This is a genomic window from Neisseria sp. HMSC31F04, assembly GCF_001807735.1.
Lineage (GTDB): Bacteria > Pseudomonadota > Gammaproteobacteria > Burkholderiales > Neisseriaceae > Neisseria > Neisseria elongata.
On record NZ_KV790760.1, the window covers coordinates 1 to 3,903 of the forward strand.

5 protein-coding genes and 1 pseudogene are annotated in these 3,903 nt (G+C 52.5%); 1 reads left to right on the forward strand and 5 read right to left on the reverse strand.

Translation table 11 applies throughout. The features are described from left to right. The 5 genes from HMPREF3107_RS01230 to HMPREF3107_RS11230 all read right to left on the reverse strand — a co-directional run. The coding region (locus HMPREF3107_RS01230) for a histidine kinase dimerization/phospho-acceptor domain-containing protein (RefSeq protein WP_070452409.1) at positions 1-996 on the reverse strand (996 nt) is incomplete at its 3' end. A gap of 149 nt (positions 997-1,145) precedes the next feature. Continuing rightward, positions 1,146-1,709 carry a hypothetical protein gene (locus tag HMPREF3107_RS01235; protein ID WP_246828554.1) on the reverse strand — a complete coding sequence of 188 codons (564 nt, stop codon included), beginning with the start codon at positions 1,707-1,709 and terminating at the stop codon, positions 1,146-1,148. 19 nt (positions 1,710-1,728) lie between these two features. Beyond that, on the reverse strand, positions 1,729-2,481 hold the full coding sequence (locus HMPREF3107_RS01240; RefSeq protein ID WP_083284578.1) for an alpha/beta fold hydrolase: 753 nt from the start codon (positions 2,479-2,481) through the stop codon (positions 1,729-1,731). Between the two features lie 237 nt (positions 2,482-2,718). Further along, entirely contained in the window at positions 2,719-2,913 is a 195-nt protein-coding gene (locus HMPREF3107_RS01245; RefSeq protein ID WP_070452415.1) for a hypothetical protein, read from the reverse strand. A 72-nt stretch (positions 2,914-2,985) separates the two neighbouring features. After that, on the reverse strand, positions 2,986-3,231 hold the full coding sequence (locus tag HMPREF3107_RS11230) for a helix-turn-helix domain-containing protein (protein ID WP_083284577.1): 246 nt from the start codon (positions 3,229-3,231) through the stop codon (positions 2,986-2,988). A gap of 235 nt (positions 3,232-3,466) precedes the next feature. Between HMPREF3107_RS11230 and HMPREF3107_RS01250 the strand changes: the two are divergent. Then, positions 3,467-3,903: pseudogene (locus HMPREF3107_RS01250) on the forward strand (helix-turn-helix transcriptional regulator); the annotation flags it as partial.

The window sequence follows — 3,903 nt, forward strand, 5'->3', positions numbered from 1 at the left end:
ATTTTGGGGGGATTTTGCAAAGGTCTCGGCCTCTTCTCCCTCCCCTTCAAACAACAGCAAGGCTTCCACGCCGTTTTCGCGGTTGGCGAGCATCAGGCGGCCGTGGTGCAGGCGCATGATCTCGGTGGTGAAGCTCAAGCCCAGCCCGCTGCTGCGGCTGCCGTCTGCACGGGGGAGCGAGTAGAAGCGTTGGGGGATTTTGGCCAGCGCGTAATCGGGAACGGGGCTGCCTTGGTTGTAAACCGCCAGTTCGGTGCGGTTTCGGCTGCGGGTGAGGCTGAGGCGGATTTCGCTGCCGGTTTCGGCAAAATCAATGGCGTTGTAAAGCAGATTGTCGATGGCTTGGCGCAGCAGCAACGGGTCGCCTTGAACGGCGTGGGGTAGGCAGTTGAGGGCGATGTGCAGTTGTTTGGTTTGCAGGGCGGCGCGGCTTTCTTGGGCGGCTTGGGCGGCCAGGCTGGACAAATCAACGGTTTGGATGTCGTTCAGGCTGTCGCGGTTTTCCAGGCGGGCGAGTTCGAGCAGGCGGGCAATGAGTCGTTTTTGTTTTTGGGTGTTGCGGCGGATGCGGTCGAGCAGCTGCTGTTGGTCGGGGCTAAGGGGGCTGTCTTGCAGCAGTTCGAGGGCGGCCTGCTGGGCAGTGAGCGGGGTTTTGAGTTCGTGGGTGAGACCTAAGACATAATTTTCAATGTGTTGTCGGTGATCGAGCTCGTCACGCAGGTGGGCGACGGCGTGGACGAGGCGGTAGAGGTAGCTGTCGCCGAATTGGGGTTGTGCGGCGGGGCAGTTGGCGGCCATGGCTTCGGCATAACGGCGGATGCGGCTGATACTGCGGGCGAGCCACCAGGCAAGCGTGCCGAGCACGAACAGGCTGGCAGTGAGCAGCGGTAAGACGTGCTGTTTGGCATAGACCAACGACCAAGCGGTGAGCAGGAGCAGGATGCCGAGCAAAACGAAGAAAAGGCGGATGCTGAGGTGTTTGAAATATTTAAGCATGGGTTGGCTGAATGGATAGGGTTGCGCGGCCTGATATTAAGCCGGGCGGTGTTTCAATTTCGTTGCAGTTTTGCTTTCAGGTAGCCTGACAAAGCGTGTGTGATTAAGTCGGGCTGGTGTTCGTACTTGGAGGCCGTCTGAAAAGGCGGTTAGCGATAACTGATGACTATCCCCGTACTGCCGTCTTTATTGTGGTAATACGCACCCGCATTGCCCCAGGCAAATCGGCGGCATTTGCCTGCTGCCGATGTTTTAATGGCACAAGGGGCGTCGCCCAGCTGTTTATCCAGCCATCGATCAAATTGTTTTCTGCGTTGCAATTCGCGCTCCTCTGACCATGCTGCCCAGCTATTGTCCTCGCCTATCGGGCAGAAGAATATGGATAAGCTTTCCAGCCGCTGCTGCTCGAACTGGGCGGTAAGGGTGTATTGTTCGGATTGCTTGGTAAATGACAAACCGAAAAATGTTATTCCCGCTTGCAGATGATTCGGGCTAGATTTTGGGAAGCATGCAATCCAGTCATCAAGCGTGGTGCGCGCGCTGATAAGGTTGCCGTCCGGCAGGCTGACGCTGCCGTTTTCAGGATTTATCTTCATCGGTTTGAATTTCCAAATGCAGTTTTCAGACGACCTGAAAGCAAGCGGTGGGCGGGCAACAGATACCCGTCCTTGAGCCTGCCTAGTTTTCAGGTAGCCTAAATGGGTTGAAAGCACGCAGGCGGGAGTGCCTGCCCTACTTTTGCCCAAATGCCTGCACCGCCGCCCAAACGATTTCAGGCTGTTCTTTAATGGCTTCGTGCGCGGCAAACGGCACATTCATCAAATGAACTTCGGGCAATTCGGTTTTCAATGCCGCCCAGTCGTCAAATGCAAACAGGAAATCGGCTTCGCCACGTATCGCCAGCACGGGGGCTTGGATTTGGCGGATGTTTTCGTTGGGATAGCCGCTTGCGCCCTCGTCCAGCCACATGGCTTTTAGGGCTGCCGCCCATTTTTCCGCATCAGGCTCGGAGTTGGCTGCCTGATAGGCGGCAAGCTGTTCGGGCAGGTTTTCTTTTACGAAATCGAGATTGATCGTTTCAAACATAGGGCGCATGCCGTCTAAGTGCTTTTTGTGCCATTCCGCGCCCACGGTGATGATTTTCTCGATATTTTTGTCTGCTGCGCCCAATCGGTAGGCGGTCGTGCCGCCATCACTGAACCCGAACAGACTGTATTTCTCCACGCCCTCATGCCGCAGGATTTGACGCACGTCATCGGCGGCTTGGGCGTAGGTCAGCGCGGCTGTGCCGAGCGTGGAGCATCCGTGTCCGCGCGTATCTATCGCAATCACGCGGTAGTGTTGCTGCAAACGCGGCAACAGCGGGGCAAAGTCGGCAATCGAACCAAAACCGCCGTGCAGCAATACGATAACGGGGGCGGTTTCCGTACCGCCGATTTGGTAGTGCAGCGTCGCGCCGTGATGTTTGATGAATTTGGATTGCATGGAAGTTTCCTTGTCCGGTTTGTTGAAAGAATGGCGGCTATTGTCCGGCTTGTCGCAGGTGGAAACCACCAATATTGCTGCGGCCAGTTTGAGTAAGTTTCTGCGCGAAAGGTTCATGGTTTTCAGACGGCCTTTTTGGAGGTGGAGGCCGTCTGAAAACCGTGCTTCTGTAAGGCGGCGGCAGCTTTTGCCCGAATTGGCGGCAGCTTTTGCACCGTCGCAGTGTAGGAAATTGTATCAGCTTTTGCATAAATTTATCCGATTGAGCGGCAAAGTGTTCTCCAACAACCACCGGTAATACGTTTTAAGTTCCACCCCCATCAGGTCGGCCATCACTTTTGACGGCAGCCGACGCTCCTTGGCATGACGTTTGGCCAGCTCAATTGCGTGGTCTAAAGAGGTGGCTTTCGCCTGTCGTTTGGTGATTCTCATAATGAAAATTCGCTGTACGGGAATTTAAATGCGTGATTTTTTAGCTTAATTAACCTACAATTCAGGCATTCACTACTTTCGCAGTGTTGGCCGGAAGTTCCGGGTTGCATGACGCTGCGGCCAAATATCTTCAGGCTTCATACCTAAAGCATCGGCAATAATTTTTTCGCCTTTAGGGTAGAACGGGCAGTAAAGAGCGTTTCGTAAGGTGTCAGGGCCTAATCCACTGGCTATTGATAAGGCACGCACCGACCAACCTGCCTTTTTAAGCGCAGCGACCACATCCGCGCGGTGCCAGTCTGCTGTATTTTTTTGCATTGCTATTCACTCCATTCGTTTAGCTTAAATGTTATGCGCTTTCGTTTAACGTGCTGGCATATTACTAAACAAATGCGGTGTGCGCAATCGTTTGTTTAGTATTTTTTCTATATTTGTTCAGCTATTTTGCTAATCATTTGATAAATATTTGAAAATTTACTAAACAAAAAACTACTTTATTTGTTTATTCTTTTGTTTAGTCGGTAGATGACTAAACAAAAGAGTTGGGTTTGCTATGAGCAGCTTTAAAGAGCGCCTCCAATTCCTATGGGGCGATGCCAAGCCAGCACAAATCGCAAGAGATTTAAATTGGTCTATTAGCGGCGTATTAAGGATTTTTGAAAAAGACACCATTCCAAAAGCTGAAACCCTTGTTTCAATTCAAAAATTGAAAGGGTGTGATTGGAATTGGTTGATGACTGGGGAAGGCGTGCCGTTCCCCAAAGGAGCTGCAACAGGTAGCAATCAAGGGTTGCAAGAACCTGCCGCGGGCTATAATGCAAAATGGAACGCCAAAAGCATCCAGACTGCCCCGGAGGTGCGGGATACGCTCGGTAATCCCGTGGACTTGAGCGAATTTGTCTTCATCCCACGCTACAACGTTAAAGTTGCGGCGGGACATGGTTATGTCGTTGAAGATGAAAAACCAAGATTCACAATGGCTTTTCGGAA